The sequence below is a fragment of the Bosea sp. OAE506 genome (genome assembly GCF_040546595.1).
Taxonomy (GTDB): Bacteria; Pseudomonadota; Alphaproteobacteria; order Rhizobiales; family Beijerinckiaceae; genus Allobosea.
This window is the reverse complement of record NZ_JBEPOB010000001.1, coordinates 1,937,734-1,954,317: the sequence shown is the minus strand read 5'-3', so window position 1 is coordinate 1,954,317 and position 16,584 is coordinate 1,937,734. Positions and strand designations below refer to the sequence as shown.

Annotated in this window: 14 protein-coding genes and 2 pseudogenes; 14 read left to right on the top strand and 2 right to left on the bottom strand. The window is 68.9% G+C overall.

What is annotated here, in order from left to right:
- Position 1: 1 nt before the first annotated feature.
- Positions 2-388, bottom strand: a complete 387-nt coding sequence (locus ABIE41_RS09430) for a DUF4164 domain-containing protein (RefSeq protein ID WP_354191856.1) — start codon at positions 386-388, stop codon at positions 2-4.
- Positions 389-720: 332 nt separating this feature from the next.
- On the opposite strand from ABIE41_RS09430, the pseudogene tkt reads away from it, so the two are divergent.
- The 6 genes and pseudogenes from tkt to fba all read left to right on the top strand — a co-directional run bounded on the left by tkt (position 721) and on the right by fba (position 7,190).
- Positions 721-2,719, top strand: a pseudogene (tkt, locus tag ABIE41_RS09425) (transketolase).
- 137 nt (positions 2,720-2,856) lie between these two features.
- Complete coding sequence (gene gap / locus ABIE41_RS09420) at positions 2,857-3,867, top strand: type I glyceraldehyde-3-phosphate dehydrogenase (RefSeq protein ID WP_192643893.1); 1,011 nt, start codon at positions 2,857-2,859, stop codon at positions 3,865-3,867.
- Positions 3,868-3,937: 70 nt separating this feature from the next.
- Entirely contained in the window at positions 3,938-4,390 is a 453-nt protein-coding gene (locus ABIE41_RS09415) for a hypothetical protein (protein WP_192643894.1), read from the top strand.
- Positions 4,387-5,580 (top strand): phosphoglycerate kinase, encoded by a 1,194-nt coding sequence (locus tag ABIE41_RS09410; RefSeq protein WP_192643895.1) that lies wholly within the window; start codon positions 4,387-4,389, stop codon positions 5,578-5,580. The genes ABIE41_RS09415 and ABIE41_RS09410 overlap by 4 nt, the downstream gene beginning before the upstream one ends.
- A 270-nt stretch (positions 5,581-5,850) precedes the next feature.
- Positions 5,851-5,994 carry a hypothetical protein gene (locus ABIE41_RS09405; protein ID WP_192643896.1) on the top strand — a complete coding sequence of 48 codons (144 nt, stop codon included), beginning with the start codon at positions 5,851-5,853 and terminating at the stop codon, positions 5,992-5,994.
- 119 nt (positions 5,995-6,113) lie between these two features.
- The gene (gene fba, locus ABIE41_RS09400) at positions 6,114-7,190 is read left to right on the top strand and encodes a class II fructose-bisphosphate aldolase (RefSeq protein ID WP_192643897.1); all 1,077 of its coding nucleotides are present in this window, start codon (positions 6,114-6,116) and stop codon (positions 7,188-7,190) included.
- 143 nt (positions 7,191-7,333) lie between these two features.
- Here fba and ABIE41_RS09395 read toward each other — a convergent pair whose 3' ends face one another.
- The gene (locus tag ABIE41_RS09395; RefSeq protein ID WP_192643898.1) at positions 7,334-9,337 is read right to left on the bottom strand and encodes a PhoX family protein; all 2,004 of its coding nucleotides are present in this window, start codon (positions 9,335-9,337) and stop codon (positions 7,334-7,336) included.
- A 170-nt stretch (positions 9,338-9,507) separates the two neighbouring features.
- On the opposite strand from ABIE41_RS09395, the gene ABIE41_RS09390 reads away from it, so the two are divergent.
- From ABIE41_RS09390 to ABIE41_RS09355, 8 genes and pseudogenes are all read left to right on the top strand, one after another.
- Positions 9,508-10,662 carry a benzoate/H(+) symporter BenE family transporter gene (locus ABIE41_RS09390; protein ID WP_192643899.1) on the top strand — a complete coding sequence of 385 codons (1,155 nt, stop codon included), beginning with the start codon at positions 9,508-9,510 and terminating at the stop codon, positions 10,660-10,662.
- A complete protein-coding gene (locus ABIE41_RS09385) occupies positions 10,659-11,312 on the top strand; it encodes a thiamine phosphate synthase (protein ID WP_192643900.1) in 654 nt (217 codons plus the stop codon). Before ABIE41_RS09390 ends, ABIE41_RS09385 begins: the two co-directional genes overlap by 4 nt.
- Positions 11,309-12,232 (top strand): tetratricopeptide repeat protein, encoded by a 924-nt coding sequence (locus ABIE41_RS09380; RefSeq protein WP_192643901.1) that lies wholly within the window; start codon positions 11,309-11,311, stop codon positions 12,230-12,232. The genes ABIE41_RS09385 and ABIE41_RS09380 overlap by 4 nt, the downstream gene beginning before the upstream one ends.
- A gap of 143 nt (positions 12,233-12,375) precedes the next feature.
- The gene (locus ABIE41_RS09375) at positions 12,376-13,161 is read left to right on the top strand and encodes an inositol monophosphatase family protein (RefSeq protein WP_192643902.1); all 786 of its coding nucleotides are present in this window, start codon (positions 12,376-12,378) and stop codon (positions 13,159-13,161) included.
- A gap of 122 nt (positions 13,162-13,283) precedes the next feature.
- Positions 13,284-14,300: a flagellar motor protein MotA gene (locus ABIE41_RS09370; protein ID WP_354191855.1), complete on the top strand. Its 1,017-nt coding sequence runs from the start codon at positions 13,284-13,286 to the stop codon at positions 14,298-14,300.
- A gap of 5 nt (positions 14,301-14,305) precedes the next feature.
- Positions 14,306-15,323: pseudogene (locus ABIE41_RS09365) on the top strand (peptidoglycan -binding protein).
- A gap of 40 nt (positions 15,324-15,363) precedes the next feature.
- The gene (locus ABIE41_RS09360; RefSeq protein ID WP_354191854.1) at positions 15,364-15,639 is read left to right on the top strand and encodes a c-type cytochrome; all 276 of its coding nucleotides are present in this window, start codon (positions 15,364-15,366) and stop codon (positions 15,637-15,639) included.
- 22 nt (positions 15,640-15,661) lie between these two features.
- Complete coding sequence (locus tag ABIE41_RS09355) at positions 15,662-16,510, top strand: urea carboxylase-associated family protein (protein WP_192643905.1); 849 nt, start codon at positions 15,662-15,664, stop codon at positions 16,508-16,510.
- Positions 16,511-16,584: the final 74 nt, after the last annotated feature.

Here is a 16,584-nt window from a genome sequence, read left to right as displayed (position 1 = left end):
CTCAATCGTCCCGGCCGCCGGCGCCGGCCGCGGCCGGCTCGCGATAGGCGGGGCCGGTCTCCGCGTCCTCGCCGCCGTCACCGCTGTCGTCGGCAGCCTGCGCCGGGCCATCGACCTGCGCCCGCTCGATCACGGCGCCGATCACATTCATCGCGCGCTGCAGGCGCTGGTCGACATCGGCTGCAGCAGTCTCGACATCGCCGAGCCGCGCGGTCGCGCCATCGAGCTCGGCTGCAAGCCGCGCCCGGTCGTCCTGCATCAGCGCCAGTTCGGTTTCGAGATTGGCACGGCCCCGCTCCGCCTCGACGCGGCGGCGGGCCGCGGCCTCCAGCTGTGCCAGGGCGCCGTCCAGCCGCGCCAGGGCCTTGTCCACCATCAGGCTCGCCACCGTGGCTCTCCCTTCTGATCGAAGCCGGCTCACACGATTCGGACCCTAGACCAACTCGCACGAAAACGTGAATCGGCAGCGCCGGGATGGACCTCCTTCGCAAGGGCTTGGCCGGGATTGCTTGTCCCGCATCGCAGCGAAAGACTGCCGCATCGCAGCAAAAACCGGGGCGGCGGAGGCCCTCTTGCGAATTGACTCCCACCGAGCCCGCGGCCTAAGCCGGGCCACCATTCGTGACCGGAGAGCGGTCGGAGATCGGGCCTCTGCTGGCCCGCCGCCCGCACGGGTTGGGGCCGCCGCTCCGCCCTCGCCAGACGGAGCCAGGAAGCATCATGACCACGACCGACCGTGCCCAGCACGACAAGCTCGCCAACGCCATTCGCGGGCTCGCAATGGACGGCGTCGAGAAGGCCAAGTCCGGCCATCCCGGGCCTGCCCATGGGCGCCGCCGACGTCGCCACCGTGCTCTTCACTCGCGTGATGAAGTATGACGCGGCCGATCCACGCTGGCCCGACCGCGACCGCTTCGTGCTCTCCGCCGGCCACGGCTCGATGCTCCTCTACGCCCTGCTCTATCTCACCGGCGCGCCGGGGCTGGAGCTCGATGATCTCAAGAAGTTCCGCCAGCTCGAGTCGAAGACGCCGGGTCACCCCGAGAACTTCATGACGCTCGGCGTCGAGACGACGACCGGCCCGCTTGGGCAGGGTCTCGCCACCGCCGTCGGCATGGCCATGGCCGAGCGCATGCTCGCCGCCGAGTTCGGCAAGAAGGTCGTCGACCACCACACCTATGTGCTCGCCTCCGACGGCGACCTGATGGAGGGCATCAGCCAGGAGGCGATCGCGCTCGCCGGCCACCAGAAGCTCAATAAGCTGGTCGTGCTGTGGGACGACAACGGCATCTCGATCGACGGCCCGCTCTCGATCACCGACAATGTCGACCAGGTCGCGCGCTTCAAGGCCTGCGGCTGGCGCTCCGAGCGCGTCGACGGTCATGATCCCAACGCCATCGAGGCCGCGATCCGCCGCGCCCAGAAGTCCAGCAAGCCGACGATGATCGCCTGCAAGACGATCATCGGCTTCGGCGCGCCGAAGAAGCAGGGCACCTCCAAGGCCCATGGCGAGGCGCTCGGCGCCGAGGAGCTCGAGGCCGCCAAGAAGAACCTCGGCATCACCGGCGGCGCCTTCGAGGTCGCGGCCGAAGTGCTGAAGGCCTGGCGCCAGGCCGGCAAGGCCGGCGCCAACGAGCATGCCAACTGGCGCAGCCGCTTCGGCCTGCTCTCCGAGCGCAAGCGCGCCGAGTTCGAGCGCCGCCTCGGCCATGGCCTGCCGGCCAAGCTCGGCAAGGCGATCCTCGCCCACAAGAAGGCGCTGATCGCCGCGCCCCAGGCCGTGGCGACCCGCAAGGCCTCGGAGCTAGCGCTGGAGGCGATCACCCCGGTGATGCCGGAGCTGGTGATGGGCTCGGCCGACCTGACCCCTTCCAACAACACCCGCACCAAGGCGGCCGAGGACTTCACGCCCAGGACCCCGAAGGGCCGCTATGTCCGCTACGGCATCCGCGAGCACGGCATGGCTGCCGCGATGAACGGCATCACGCTGCATGGCGGTTTCCGCACCGGCGGCGGCACCTTCCTGGTCTTCGCCGACTATGCCCGCCCCTCGATGCGCCTCGCCGCGCTGATGGGTCTCCCGGTCGTCTATGTCATGACCCATGACTCGATCGGCTTGGGCGAGGACGGGCCGACGCACCAGCCGGTCGAGCAGATCGCCTCGCTGCGCGCGATGCCGAACATGCATGTCTTCCGCCCGGCTGACACGATCGAGACGGCCGAAGCCTGGCAGTTCGCGCTCGAGAACACGAAGGGCCCGACCGTTCTGGCCCTCTCCCGCCAGAACCTGCCGCAGCTGCGCACCGACGCCACCGCGACGAACCGCTCGGCCAAGGGCGGCTACGAGCTGATGGCAGCCGAAGGCGGCAAGGCGCAGGTCTCGCTCTTCGCCTCGGGCTCCGAGGTCGAGATCGCGGTCGCGGCCCGCAAGCTGCTGGCCGAGAAGGGCGTGAGGGCGCGCGTCGTCTCCGTGCCCTCGCTCGAATTGCTGCTGGCGCAGGACGAGTCGACGCAAAGCGCCATCATCGGCGACGCGCCGGTGAAGATCGCGATCGAAGCCGGTGTGCGCTTCGGCTGGGATGCCGTGATCGGCCATGACGGCGCCTTCGTCGGCATGCACTCCTTCGGCGCGAGCGGCCCCTACAAGGAGGTCTACAAGCATTTCGGCATCACGCCGGAAGCGGTCGTCGACGCCGCAATGAAGCGCCACAACGGCTGACAGCGGCCACGTTGGAGAGAAAGCGGGGTCGGACCCGGCTTTCTCTCACGCAAACACTTGCTTTCGGTCACGCTTTGGCCGAATTGCCCGCGTGAATGGCGCGCGAGCGCCGGAGTTCGGCGAAGGAGAGGTTCGAGATGACGGTCAAGGTGGCGATCAACGGCTTCGGCCGCATCGGGCGCAACGTGCTGCGTGCGATCATCGAGTCGAAGCGCAAGGACATCGAGGTCGTCGCGATCAACGATCTCGGCCCGGTCGAGACGAACGCCCATCTCTTCCGCTTCGACAGCGTCCATGGCCGCTTTCCCGGCCAGGTGACTGTCTCCGGCGACACGATCGATGTCGGCCGCGGCCCGATCAAGGTCACCGCCGTGCGCGACCCCAAGGATCTGCCGCACAAGGCGCTGGGCGTCGACATCGCGCTGGAATGCACCGGCATCTTCACCACCAAGGAGAAGGCCTCGGCCCATCTCGCCGCCGGCGCCAAGCGCGTTCTGGTCTCGGCCCCCTGCGACGGCGCCGATTTGACGGTCGTCTTCGGCGTCAACAATGGCCAGCTCACCAGCGACCATGTCGTCGTCTCGAACGCGTCCTGCACCACCAACTGCCTCGCGCCGGTCGTGCACGTGCTTCATGACGCGGTCGGCATCGACAAGGGCTTCATGACCACGATCCATGCCTACACCGGCGACCAGCCGACGCTGGATACGATGCACAAGGATCTCTACCGCGGCCGCGCCGCCGCGCTCTCGATGATCCCGACCTCGACCGGTGCCGCCAAGGCGATCGGCCTCGTCATCCCCGAGCTGAAGGGCCGTCTCGACGGCTCCTCCGTTCGCGTGCCGACGCCAAACGTCTCGATGGTGGACTTCAAGTTCATCGCCAAGCGCAAGACCACGGTCGAGAAGATCAACGACGCGATCGTCAAGGCGAGCAAGCGCGGCCCGCTCAAGGGCATCCTCGCCGTCACCGACCAGCCCAACGTCTCGATCGACTTCAACCACGATCCGGCCTCGTCGACCTTCGCGCTCGACCAGACCAAGGTCATGGACGACAAGTTCGTCAGCGTCGTCGCCTGGTACGACAACGAGTGGGGCTTCTCGAACCGCATGAGCGACACCGCTGTCGCCATGGGCAAGCTGCTCTGATCGAACGCCCTTCCGAGGCCGCGCCGCACCGGTGCGGCCTCGCTCACTTCTCCAATCGAACGGAACGACCATGGCCAAGATCGAGCCGACCGTCGCATCGCCTGCCGAAACGTCGATGCCGACGACCGTCACGCCCGCCCCGAGCTATGGCACACCCGTGATCGTCGGTGGCAGCGCCACCGAGTCCGCACCGGTGACGGAGCCGCGCCAGCTCGACCAGCTCTCCCGCATCGAGGAGAAGGCCGCCCGCATCGAGGAAAAGTTCGCCCGCTACGAGGCCGTGCTGACCCGCGCCGAAGCCTCGCTCGAGCGCAGCGCCCACAAGGTCGACGCCGCCGCCGGCACGATGGACTTCGCCGCCATCCGCGGCGAGATCGCCGCCCTGCGTGACCGCGTCGACGCGACGCCGCGCGCCGCCACGCTCTTCACCACGGCCATCGTCACAGCGGTTCTCACCGTGGTTCTGACCATCCTCGTGCTGCGCTTCGGCGTGCCCGGCCTGATGCCGAGACTGCTGCCGTGACCGCCTTCAAGACGCTCGACGACGCCGACCTTGCCGGCAAGCGCGCGCTGGTGCGCGTCGACCTCAACGTCCCGATGGAGGACGGCAAGGTCACCGACACCACCCGCATCGACCGCATCCTGCCGACGATCCGCGAGATCGCGGCCAAGGGCGCCAAGGTCGTCCTGCTCGCCCATTTCGGCCGCCCCAAGGGCCCCGATGCCAAGAACAGCCTGAAGCAGGTCGTGCCGGCGCTGGCCCATGCGCTCGGCCAGCCGGTGACCTTCGTGGCGGACTGCATCGGCGACGACGTCGCCAAGGCTCTCGCGGCCGCCAAGAACGGCGATGTGCTGCTGCTCGAGAACACCCGCTTCCACGCCGGCGACGAGAGGAACGACCCCGATTTCGTCAAGGCGCTCGCTGCCAATGGCGACCTCTACGTCAATGACGCCTTCTCGGCAGCGCACCGCGCCCACGCCTCGACCGAGGGCCTCGCCCATGTCCTGCCGGCTTATGCCGGCCGCACCATGCAGGCGGAGCTGGAGGCGCTCTCCGCCGGCCTTGACAACCCCGCCCGCCCGGTCATGGCGATCGTCGGCGGCGCCAAGGTCTCGACCAAGCTCGACCTGCTCGGCAACCTCGTCAGGAAGGTTGACGTCCTCGCCATCGGCGGCGGCATGGCGAATACCTTCCTGGCCGCACGCGGCGTCGATGTCGGCAAGTCGCTCTGCGAGCACGATCTCGTCGCCACCGCCCGCGAAATCGAGGCCAAGGCGAAGGAAGCCGGCTGCGAGATCCTGCTCCCGGTCGATGCGCTGGTGGCGCGCGAGTTCAAGGCCAACCCCGGCCATCGCGTCGTGACGGTCGGCGAGGTCGCGGCCGACGAGATGATCCTCGATGCCGGCCCCCTCAGCGTCGCCGAGGTCGTGCTCAAGCTCGACACGATCAAGACGCTGGTCTGGAACGGGCCCTTCGGCGCCTTCGAGCTGCCGCCCTTCGACACCGCGACCGTCACCGTCGCCAAGGCGGCTGCCGCGCGCGTCAAGGCGGGCAAGCTCGTCGCGGTCGCCGGCGGCGGCGACACCGTCTCCGCCATGAACCATGCCGGCGTCGCGGACGACCTGACCTATGTCTCCACCGCCGGCGGCGCCTTCCTCGAATGGATGGAAGGCAAGCCATTGCCGGGCGTCGAGGCGCTGCGGAAGGGCTGAGAAGGCCATCTCCTCAGACTTCATCCTAAGGAGCGCTCCGCAGGAGCGCGTCGCGAAGGATGCTTCAGTCGACGCGGATTTCCCCGCTCCTCGGCACGGCCCCTCAGGGAACCGCCTTGCGGCCGTCCGAGCCAGTGCCACGCTCCATCCATGGGCGACGCTGATCAAATCGGCGAAGACCGCCTGAGAAGAGCAATCCGGGCGGAGGTCGCCTCTATCAGGCGAAGGGCGCGTTCGCGTGCAGTCGCTGGCTCGCCAGACGAGGCGAGAGTGCAGACCTTGTTGCGAAGGCAGGCCTGGTCGCTGTCGTTGCGGGAAGGCAGGGCGGAACTGGCCGCTGTGAAGCCCGAGATTGATTGGATGCTCCGGCTGGACGATCGCTTCTCCGCATGGCTTCGCAAGCAGCGGGACTGAGCCGAAAGTCCGAGCCCGCGGACGCTGAATCCGATCCCCAAACGCCGCTTTCGCTTTGCCATCCGGCCGGCGGCGCACTACATCCTCCCCATATCCATTGCCTCAAGGGGAGTGCCAACGTGGCCCGTATCACGCTTCGCCAACTGCTCGACCATGCCGCCGAGAACGACTACGGCGTGCCCGCCTTCAACATCAACAACATGGAGCAGGCGCTGGCGATCATGGCGGCAGCGGATGCCACCGACGCCCCCGTCATCATCCAGGCCTCGCGCGGCGCCCGCTCCTACGCCAACGACATCATGCTCAAGCACATGATGGACGCGGTCACCGAGATCTACCCGCACATCCCCGTCTGCGTGCATCTCGACCACGGCAACGAGGCCGCGACCTGCATGACCGCGATCCAGGCCGGCTTCACCTCGGTGATGATGGACGGCTCGCTCCATGCCGACGGCAAGACCCCGGGCGACTGGGACTACAATGTCGGCGTGACCAAGCAGGTCGTCGACATGGCCCATCTCGGCGGCATCTCCGTCGAGGGCGAGCTCGGCGTGCTCGGCTCGCTGGAATCCGGCGAGGGCGAGAAGGAGGACGGCCACGGCTTCGAGGGCAAGCTCAGCCACGACCAGCTCCTGACCAATCCGGAAGAGGCGGTGAAGTTCGTCGCCGAGACCAAGGTCGATGCGCTCGCGATCGCCATGGGTACCTCGCATGGCGCCTACAAGTTCACCCGCAAGCCCGATGGCGCGATCCTGGCGATGAACGTCATCGAGGAGATCCATCAGAAGCTGCCGAGCATGCACCTCGTCATGCACGGTTCCTCCTCGGTGCCGCAGGACCTCCAGGACATCATCAACCAGTATGGCGGCAAGATGCCCCAGACCTGGGGTGTGCCGGTCGAGGAGATCCAGCGCGGCATCAAGCACGGCGTCCGCAAGATCAACATCGACACCGACAACCGCATGGCGATGACGGGCCAGATCCGGAAGATCCTCTCCGAGCATCCCGGCGAGTTCGACCCGCGCAAGTACCTGAAGCCCGCCATGGAGGCGATGACCAAGCTCTGCAGCTTGCGCCTGCAGGAGTTCAACACCGCCGGCCAGGCCAGCAAGATCAAGCGCGTGCTCACCACCGCCGAAATGGCCAAGCGCTACGCCAAGGGCGAACTCGACCCGACCTTCGGAAAGGCCGCGTAAGCAAGGGACGTCATTCTCGGGCCGCGCGACGCGCGGACCCGGGGATCTCCTGGTGATGAGGCAACAAAAAACGCCCGGCCTTTCGCCGGGCGTTTGCTTTTTGCGAGAGACGGTCGGGGCAGGCCCGACCATGACGCTGGCGATCAGACGCCGATCTTGCCGCCGCCCTTCTTGGTGATCGCCACCACCGACGGCCGCACCGGCATGTCGGGCTTGAAGTCGGGCCAGCGGGTCGAGAGATCCTCGTAATAGGAGCGGCGGCCGAAGGCCGGCCAGTCCGGACCGTCGTCGCCGGGATGCTGAACCGCCACGAAGGCCGTGGTGTCGTCGGGCGTGAAGCAGGGGCCGCAGAGTTCGGCGCCATGCGGCACGCGGTAGAACAGCTTCGAGGTCCGTCGCGCGCCGCCCTCCGTATCGACCGCCCAGAGCCCGTCGGTGCGCCCGGTGACGTCGGGGCCGTTGCCGTCGGTCGAGACCCAGAGGCGCCCGGCGGAATCGACCACCGAATTGTCGGGCATGCCGAACCAGCCGCTCCTGGTCGTGTCGGTCGAGAAGGTCGCGCCGACGGCCGCCACGGACGGATCGCCGCATTTCAGCAGGATCTCCCAGCGCCCCTTGGTCGCCGTGTGGTCGCCGCCCTCTTCGATAATCTCGATGATGTGGCCGAAGGCGTTCTTGGCGCGCGGATTGGCGGCGTCGACCTGCTCGTCCTTGCGGTTCGAATTGTTGGTGAGCATCACATAGACCTTGCCGGTCACCGGATTGGGCGTGATGTCCTCGGGCCGGTCCATCTTGGTGGCGCCCAACAGGTCGCCGGCGCGGCGGGCCTCGATCAGCACATCGGCCTGGCTCTGGAAGCCGTTAGCCGCGGTCAGCGGCCCCTGCCCGAAAACCAGCGGCAGCCATTCCACCGTGCCCTCGGCCGCGAACTTCGCAACGTACAGCGTGCCGGAATCGAGCAGGTCCAGATTGGCCGCGCGGTTGTTGGCGTCGAAGCGGCCGGCAGTGACGAACTTGTAGACATAGTCGAAGCGCTCATCGTCACCGAGATAGGCGACGACGCGGCCGTCCTTGGCGACGATCATGTCGGCGCCTTCATGCTTGAAGCGGCCGAGCGCCGTGCGCTTCTTGGGCACGGAGTTCGGATCGAACGGATCGACTTCGATCACCCAGCCGAAGCGGTTGGCCTCGTTGGGCTCCTTCGCCAGGTCGAAGCGTTCCTCGAACCGGCCCCACGCGTAAGGGGAGGACGGGATCGCGAGGCGCTTGTAGTTGACCTCCTCGCGATGGCCCTCCGGCAGCTTGCCGGAGAAATAGCCGTGGAAGTTCTCCTCGCCCGAGACGAAGGTCCCCCAGGGCGTCATCGCGCCCGAGCAGTTGTTGAGCGTGCCCAGCACCTTGCGGCCGCTGGCGTCCGCGCCGGTCCTGACGCGGTCGGTCCCGGCGACAGGCCCCGACAGCTGCATCTCGCTCGCGACCGTGAGGCGGCGGTTCAGCTTCGAATCCGTCACCAGTGCCCATTGGCCGTTGGTGCGGCGGATCTCCGCGACGGTCGCGCCATGCGCCATCGCCTCGATCCTGAAGCGCTCCGGCGTCGCGTTCTTCAGGACCGGCTTGCCGTCCTTCATCTCGACGACGCCGGGAAACATCAGATGCGGGTTGGTGTATTCGTGATTGACGAAGAGCACGCCATGGGCGGAGGGGTCGGCCGCGCCCGGCATCGGCAGATAGCCGACGAAGTCGTTGTTGTAGCCGAACTGCTTGGCCTGGGCCTCGGGCGTCTGCTTGGCCGGGTCGAAGGCCGGCGCATCGGCCGTGACGGGGTCGCCCCAGCGCAGCAGGACCTGGGCGTCGTAGCCCTCGGCGACGTGGTGGTCGGCATCGACGCCGGCCTCGACCTCCTTGAAGGCGAAAGCGGATTTCGACGACTGCGCCTGCGCCTGCTCGGCCGTCTCCAGCGCCAGCGTGCCGACGGTCGCCGAGATCGCAGACACCGCCAGCGCGCCCTTCAGCAGGCCGCGGCGCGAGAAGCGCTGGGAGATCAGTTCGCCCATTGTGGCGTTGTCGGTCGGGTTCTGCGGCGCGGCGTCTTCATGCTCCAGAAGGCTGGCGCCGAAGGTCGATTCGTAGGGGCTGTCCTGGCTCATGGGTCCTGATCCCGGTGACATGCGCAGATTGGCATTGGAACAGATCGACGCCTAGCCGGCGAGGGTGACGTTGCGGTGACGGCGGCGATGATGCGCCCTGCGCATCGGGCCCTTCCGGCCGGCGCGATATTCTGGTTGAACGAGCCCCCCGCCGGCGCCGCAGGACCCGCATGTCCCTCCTTTTCTCAGCCCTCGTCGCCGTCTTCGTCGGCTTCGCCGCCTCGGTCGCGGTCGTGCTGGCGGCGGCGCAAGCGCTGGGTGCGACGCCGGCCCAGACCGTCTCCTGGATCGCAGGCCTCGCACTGGCGAAAGGGGCCGCGGGTCTCTGGCTGTCCTGGCGCCACCGCATGCCGATCATCTGCGCCTGGTCGACGCCGGGAGCCGCGCTCATCGCCGCCAGCAGCGGGCTCGACATGGCCGCTGCCGTCGGCGCCTTCCTGCTGGCCGCGGCGCTGATGATGCTGACCGCCGCTTTCCGTCCGCTCGGCGCGCTGATCGAGAAGATCCCGATGCCGATCGCCGCCGCCATGCTGGCGGGCGTGATCTTCCGCTTCGTGGTGGCGGTGTTCGACGAGATGCGGGTCTCGCCCGGCCTCGTCCTGCCGCTGCTGGCGGTCTTTCTGCTGGCGCGGCTGATCAATCCCTTTCTCGGCGTCATCGCCGCGCTCGGCGTCGGCATCGTCCTCAGCTTTGCCGCCGGGCTGGCGACATGGCCCACCGGCGGGCTCGCCCTCTCTGGCCTCGAATTCGTCACACCGCGCTTCGATACCGCCGCCATGCTCGGCATCGGCATCCCCCTCTATCTCGTCACCATGGCGGCGCAGAACCTGCCTGGCTTCGCCGTGCTGCGCGCCGCCGGATACCAGCCGCCCGTGCCGGCCTGCCTCTTCGTGACGGGGCTGACCTCCTTCCTCACCGCACCCTTCGGCGCCCATATGGTCAACATGGCGGCGATATCAGCCTCGATCTGCACCGGACCCGACACCCATCCCGATCCGGCGCAGCGCTGGAAGGCGGGCATCCTCTACGGCCTGCTCTGGCTCGCCATCGCCGCGACCGCGGGGCTGCTGCTCGCTCTCATCCTCGCCATGCCCAAGGCGCTGATCGTGGCGGTCGCCGGCCTGGGCCTGGTCGGCTCGCTGACCGGAGCCCTCACCCAGGCCACCGCCTCGGATGCCCATCGCTTCGCGGCCATCGTCGCCTTCGCCGTCGCGGCCTCGAGCCTGACGCTGTTTGGCGTCGGCTCGGCCTTCTGGAGCCTGGTTGCCGGCCTCGGAGTCTTGACATTGGACGCCATCGCGGGCCGTTTGCGCGCAAGATCATGACCACACAATCTCCCCCCACCCGCCTGATGCTCGTGACCCCGCCCGTGGCGGATGCCGACGCGATGGCCTTCCGTCTGATGCAGGCCCAGGCCGGCGGCGATCTCGCCGCGGTGCTGCTGCGGCTTGCGCCGGGCGACGAGCGCAGCCGCATCGAGCGCGTCAAGCGCCTCGCCGGCCCCGTCCAATCCGCCAATGTCGCCCTCCTCGTCGAGGATTCGGCGCTGGTCGCCACCCGCGGCGGCGCCGACGGTGTCCATCTGGCGGGCAGCCCCGAGGCGATCGCCGAAGCGCGCTCCAGCCTGAAGGGCGAGCGCATCATCGGCGCCGGCGGGCTGCGTGCCCGCCATGACGCCATGGATGTCGGTGAGGCCGGCGTCGACTACGTCATGTTCGGCGAGCCGCGCCCGGACGGCTCCGTGCCGCCGCTGCCGGCCGTGATCGAGCGCGCCGGCTGGTGGGCCGAGATCTTCCAGACGCCCTGCGTCGCCTATGCGCCCGATCCCGAATCCGTCGCCGCCCTCGCCGAAACCGGCGCGGAGTTCGTCGCGCTGGGCGAGTGGGCCTTCGAGGAGGGCCGCGATCTGCGCGCCGTCGTCGCGCAGGCGAACGAGGCCATCGCCGCCTGCGCGGCGAGGAAGTCCGCCCGATGACAGGCCTGCGCCGGGCCCTCGCCGGCCTGTGGCTCGCCGGCCTGTTCTTCGCATCGCCCGCTGCGGCGGCCGAGCGCGACCTCGCCTATGGCGCCTACCAGACCGGCCATTACCGCCGGGCTCTCTCCGAGGCGCTCAAGCGCATCGAGGCCAATGGTCGCGACGCGACGGCGATGACGCTGATCGGCGAGATCTACCGCCAGGGACTGGGCGTGCGCCCCGACCAGAAGGTCGCGACCGAATGGTATGAGCGCGCCGCCGAGCGCGGCGACATCAACGCCGTCTATGCGCTCGCCATCGCCCTGCTGGACGACGCCGCCGGTCGGCGCGACCCCGCCCGCGCCGGGGCGCTGCTGAAGCGGGCGGCCGAGGCCGGCCACCCCGCCGCCAATTACAACCTCGCCCTCGCCTTGCTCGCCACGGGCCAGCCCGCCGAGGAGACCCAGGCAGTCCGCAGCCTCGAGATCGCGGCCAAGGGCGGTATCCCCGACGCGCTGCATGCGCTGGCGACGCTCGCCCGCCAGGGCCGCGGCATGCCGAAGAGCGACGAGCAGGCGGCGCGCTGGATGGCCCAGGCCGCCCAGGCCGGCCATCTCCCGGCCGAGATCGAATATGCCATCATGCTGTTCAACGGCACCGGCGTCGCCGCCGACGAGACGGCCGCCGCCAGGCTGTTCCTGCGCGCTGCGGGCAAAGGCAACCCGATCGCCCAGAACCGGATCGCGCGGCTCTACCAGAGCGGCCGCGGCATTCCCCCCGACTCGATCGAGGCTGCCGCCTGGCATCTCGCGGCCCGGGCGCGCGGGCTCGATGACCCGGCGCTCGGGCAGCTCTTCGACCGGCTCACGCACGAGCAGCAGGCCCGAGCCGCGCGCCTCGCCGCCGATCGCATCGAGGGCGCAGCCTTGACGTCGCCCTGACAGGCGAGCAAGGGACCGGACGAGTTTTCTCCCGCCCTCCCCGTCGGCGCTGGCCGCGCCCCGGAGCCGGGCCCGCTGTCTGAACCGGATCCACGCGCGTTTGGGTCCAACTGCTGCGCCGAACGGCGCGAACGAGGTTACCGATGATCCGCTCTCCCCTGATGACCGTGATGACCGACGCCGTGATGAAGGCGTCGCGTTCGCTGAAGCGCGACTTCGGCGAGGTCGAGAACCTGCAGGTTCTCGCCAAGGGCCCGGGCGACTTCGTTTCCAAGGCCGACACCAAGGCCGAGGAGATCATCCGTGCCTCGCTGGAGAAGGCCCGCCCCGGCTATGGCTTCGTGATGGAGGAGGCCGGCAGCGTCGCCGGCACCGACGAGAGCAATCGCTGGCATATCGACCCGCTCGACGGCACCCACAACTTCCTGCGCGGCGTCCCGCACTGGAACATCTCGGTGGCGCTGGAGCGCGACAACCAGTTCGTCGCCGGCGTGATCTACGACGCGGCCAAGGACGAGCTCTTCATCGCCGAGAAGGGCAAGGGCGCCTATGTCAACAACCGTCGCATGCGCGTCTCGGGCCGCCGCGAGCCGACCGAGATGCTCGTCGGCATGGGCGTGCCCCATATCGGCAAGGGCGGCCACCCGCTCTTCCTGCGCGAGCTCGGCGCGGTGATGACCCGCTTCTCCAATGTCCGCCGCATGGGCTCAGCCGCGCTCGACATCGCCTATGTCGCCGCCGGCCGCTTCGACGCCTATTGGGAGCGCGATCTCAACACCTGGGACTTCGCCGCCGGCGCCGTGATGATCCGCGAGGCGGGCGGCACCTTCGGCACGCTCGATGGCAAGCAGCCGACGATGGCGCGCGACATCATCTGCGGCAACGAGGTCGGCGAGCAGGCCCTGCGCACGGCGCTCAAGGGCGTCTGAGCCGCGGGGCGCCGCGGCAACAGCCCGGGCTTTGGTCATATCTCCTTGATCTTTCGCGCTTGATCATCGCGGCATGGGAAGCGACAGTCCCTCCCGTCACGGTGGCGAACGGAAGATTAAGCATGGCGACTGAGGATCTGGCGGCCGAGCGGGACCCGGCCGTGCCCCCGCGGGACGAGACGCGATTCTCGCGCCCGCTGCGCTATGTCGTACGCGCCCTCGTCTTCCTCGCGCTGATCGGCTTCCTCGGCTTCATCCTCCAGGGCGGCCTGGTCACCGCCTTCATGACCAATCCGGGCCTGAACGGCCTGATCCTCGGCTCGCTCTTCGTCGGCGTGCTGATCGCGCTGCGCGAACTCTGGCGCCTCCATGCCGAGGCCCGCGCCGCCACCCGCCTCGCCGCCGACCCCGGCGCCGCGCAGATCCGCCGCGGCGAGGTCATCGCCCCGCTCGGACCCGTGCTGCCGGCGCTCGACGCCCGCAGCCTCGCCCCGGCCCAGGCGGCGACCGTGCTCGAATCGATCGCGGTCCGGCTCGACGATGGCCGCGAGGTGCTGCGCTATCTCGGCGGGCTGCTTGTCTTCCTTGGCCTGCTCGGCACCTTCTGGGGCCTGCTCGATACCGTCTCCTCCGTCGGCAACGTCATCAAGAGCCTGCGCACCGGCGCCGAGGCCGGCGTGCTGTTCGACGAGCTCAAGGCCGGCCTCGCCGCGCCGCTCGCCGGCATGGGCCTGTCCTTTTCGTCCTCGCTCTTCGGCATCGCCGGCTCGCTGATCCTCGGCTTCCTCGAACTGCAGGTCGCCCAGGCCCAACGCCGCTTCCGCAACGAGATGGAGAGCTGGCTCGGCACGCGCACGGGCGGCGCAGCAATCGTTGCTCCGGGCCTCCGCTCGCTGACCGGCGACCCGCTGGCCGACAGGCTGGACCGGCTCGGCGCTGCCATGGCCGAAAGCGGCGCCAACAACCGCGCCGCGACGCAGGCGCTCGCCAGCCTCGCCGAAGGCATCCAGGGCCTGGTCCAGCACATGCGCTCCGAGCAGCAGTTGATCCGCGACTGGGTCGAGGCCCAGGCCGGCCGCGAGAAGGACCTGAAGCGCCTGCTGGAGCGCCTCACAGCCGATAATGTGATGGAGCCCTGACGGCGATGGCCCTCTCCCGCTCCCACCGCCGCGACGAGGTCAATTTCTGGCCGGGCTTCGTCGATGCGCTCTCGACGATGCTGATCGGCATCGTCTTTCTGCTCTCGGTCTTCGTGCTCGGGCAGTTCTTCCTGTCGCAGGAGCTGACCGGCAAGGACACCGCGCTCGAGCGGTTGAACAGGCAGATCTCGGAGCTGACCGACCTGCTCGCGCTCGAGCGCTCCTCGAACCGCCAAGCGCAGGAAAATCTGCAGCTGCTGCAATCCTCGCTCACGCGCGAGCAGGCCGAGCGCGGCCGCATCCAGGATCTGCTCGCCGCCCAGCCCGGCAACCAGGCCGCCCAGCTCGGCGAGGCGCAGAAGGCGCTCGAGGCCGAAAAGCAGCTCTCCGCCCGGGCTCAGGCCACGGTCGATCTCGTCAACCAGCAGATCCAGGCCATGCGCCGCCAGCTTGCCGCGCTGGAGGAGGCGCTCGGCGCAGCCGAAGCCAAGGACAAGGAAGCACAGGCCCGCATCTCCCGACCTGGGCTCGCGGCTCAACGTGGCGCTGGCCCAGCGCGTTCAGGAACTGGCGCGCTATCGCTCGGACTTCTTCGGCCGCCTGCGCCAGGTGCTCGGCACGCGGCCCGACATCCGCGTCGTCGGCGACCGCTTCGTCTTCCAGTCGGAGGTGTTCTTCGACGCCGGCCAGGCCGTCCTCAAACCCGAAGGCCGCGGCGAACTCGACAAGCTCGGCGCCATCATCGCCGATCTCGGCCGCGAGATGCCGCCCGACCTGCCCTGGATCCTGCGCGTCGACGGGCACACCGACAACCGGCCGATCCGCTCGCCGCAATTCCCCTCGAACTGGCATCTCTCGGCAGGCCGCGCCATCGCGGTCGTCGAATATCTCGTGACGAAGGGCATCCCGGCCGATCGCATCGCCGCCACCGGCTTCGGCGACAACCAGCCGCTCGACGTCGCCAACACCGACGATGCCTGGCGCCGCAACCGCCGCATCGAATTCAAGATCACCGAGCGGTGAGGCGATGACGCGCGCCCGAGCAACGGCAGGGATTGTCGCCATGCTGCTCGCCGTCGCGGCCGCCGCCCCCGCCTGGGCGGAGCCTCGCCGCTCTGCGATCGAGGATTGCGCCGCCTGCCATGGTCTCGACGGCATCGCCCGCGACACCGAGGTGCCGCATCTCGCCGGCCAGAACGAGCGCTATCTCTTCAACCAGATGATGGCGTTCCGGACGGGCAAGCGCGCCCACAAGGAGATGCGCTACATGGCCCGCCACATGAGCGTCGAGGAAATCTCGGCGCTCGCTGCCTATTACGCGGCGCTGCCGCCGCGCTGACCGCTGCCGACCGGAGCCCGCCATGCCTTTCGCAGAGCCTGCCGACGCCACCGCCCGCCGAGCCCGGCCGCTGACCATCTGCTACCCCGTCGACGCTCTGCCGAAGCCCGACATGGCGCTAATGTCGCGGGCGCGCGAGCATCTCACCAAGATCGACGAGGTCACGGTCGCGCCGCGAGATGCCGAGGCCTTCAGCGTGCCCGCCGGCCACTTCTTCCGGATCATCGGCGTCGACGGCCCCCAGGTCGGCGATCTCAACCTCTGGAACGCACACGATCTCTCCGAGCGCTTCTTCAGCGGCAAGACCCGCCAGCTCCACGCCACCCATGTCTCGACCGGCGACCGGCTCTGGAGCAGCCTGCCGTCCTTGCGGCCGCTGGCGACGATCACCCATGACACGCTGGCCTGGTACGGCTTCGATGCCGATGGCGGCGGCATCCACGACGTCATCGGCACGCGCTGCGACCCCTACACCAACCGCCTGCTCTCGGGCGGCGACTACCACCATTGCTGCCATTCGAACCTGACGCGGGCGCTTGCCAGGGCGAAGGGGCTGCCGGTGACGGAGGCCGAGATGCATGTCCACGATGTGCTCAACGTCTTCATGTGCACCGGCTTCACCCGCGGGACGCATCAGTACTTCATGAAGGCGAGCCCGGTGCGGCCCGGCGACTACATCGAGTTCTTTGCCGAGATCGACCTGATCGGCGCGCTCTCCGCCTGCCCGGGCGGCGATTGCAGCACGACCCATTCCAGCGATGTCGCCGCCTGCTATCCCCTCAAGGTCGAGATCTACCGCACGCAGCCCGACCTGCTCGCCGGCTGGACCCCGCCGGAGCCCAGCGCCTATCCGCGCACGCATGGGCTGTAGGGCGCCTCCACACCCGCAATTGACAAAGCTGCCCTTGCGGAAGTCAGATCGGTCGGGACGGAGCGGGTTCCGCG